This is a genomic window from Endozoicomonas sp. ONNA1, assembly GCF_024606325.1.
Classification (GTDB): Bacteria; Pseudomonadota; Gammaproteobacteria; order Pseudomonadales; family Endozoicomonadaceae; genus Endozoicomonas_A.
Genome location: NZ_JAHHPN010000034.1, coordinates 1 through 1,157, shown reverse-complemented (window position 1 = coordinate 1,157; position 1,157 = coordinate 1). Strand labels below are relative to the sequence as shown.

1 protein-coding gene is annotated in these 1,157 nt (G+C 50.2%); it reads left to right on the top strand.

The genetic code is table 11. From position 1 onward, the window contains the following. Window positions 1-1,157: hypothetical protein (locus KDK19_RS00820; protein WP_257291143.1), on the top strand; the 1,157-nt coding region annotated here is incomplete at both ends.

The following is a 1,157-nucleotide window of genomic DNA, read 5'->3' as shown; positions in this document are numbered from 1 at the left end:
GGCATGAAAGAATACGCAGCTGCGGTCATCGCCAACTACGTTCTTGACGATATTGCCTTTGAAAACGGTCGCAGGACTCTGGCATTCCTGGCCAATATTCAGGATACCCTGACACCTTATGCCAATGCCGCTGGCATGTCTGAATCAGACCTGATCAAAATTATAAATAGTACATTGATGCAGGCTCATGCCGTAGCGGTTGAGCAGCAGCTCAATGATTACTGGGTCAAACCTTCAGCCTTCCTGGCACAGACGGTCACCTGGTATTTCTCAGGCTACAAACCTCTGCTTTCGGCCCATAACACTCTTGAGGCTACCTTACTATCCCTGTCAAACATGTCGTTCCTCTACCTTCTGGATCTGACCAACAGGGGCGATTACCTGCACCGGATACTGACACCTTTCCGGCACTGGATGGAACACTATGGCGTCGATTTTAACCGAAACAGGCAATACGCCTACCACAGCAGCATTGAACAAGTCTCTGAATTGGGTGGACTGGCAATGCCATTCGGCAGGACCGCTTCCTCAATCATTCTGCTAAAAACCGGCTCTATGCTGTTTACCAGACAATATAACGCCAACCCCCACAGGTATCGCAGCCTTTTCCGCCTGGTTCCCGAAATGGTGAAATCCATGGGTTCCGGACAAGGGGTTAAGGTACCGCTGCTACACAGGATCACACCGGCAAAAGTGAAAACCATGGCATCTGCCACAGCCGGTCTTGTGCTGGGTCCGATAGCCACTGTCGGAGCATACGTCCACGGACTTATATCCCGGTTTACCTATGCTCAAACCTTCGGACTGGCTCTGACAACAAGCCTCACTTTCGACTTCTTCATGAATGACAACAAGATGCTCACTCAATGGCTGGGTGGACCTCTGGGCCGGAGTCTTGACAGGATCAATCGCTGGAGAGAAGCAGGCGAAACGGAATCTGACTATGTGAAACGTACTGCCATTACCACGCCTCAACGATTCAGTGAAACCGATGAAGCCTATACCAACCGTGTTAAAGCCAACAACATGATGCATGGCTGGACGCGGGGCGAGCATTATCTTCAGTTCCGTGAAAGACGTGATCGAACCATGAAAATGTATGAGCATGGCTGGGAGAAATACTTCAGGGAAAATGTGCCTGAATGGTCATTCTCCCA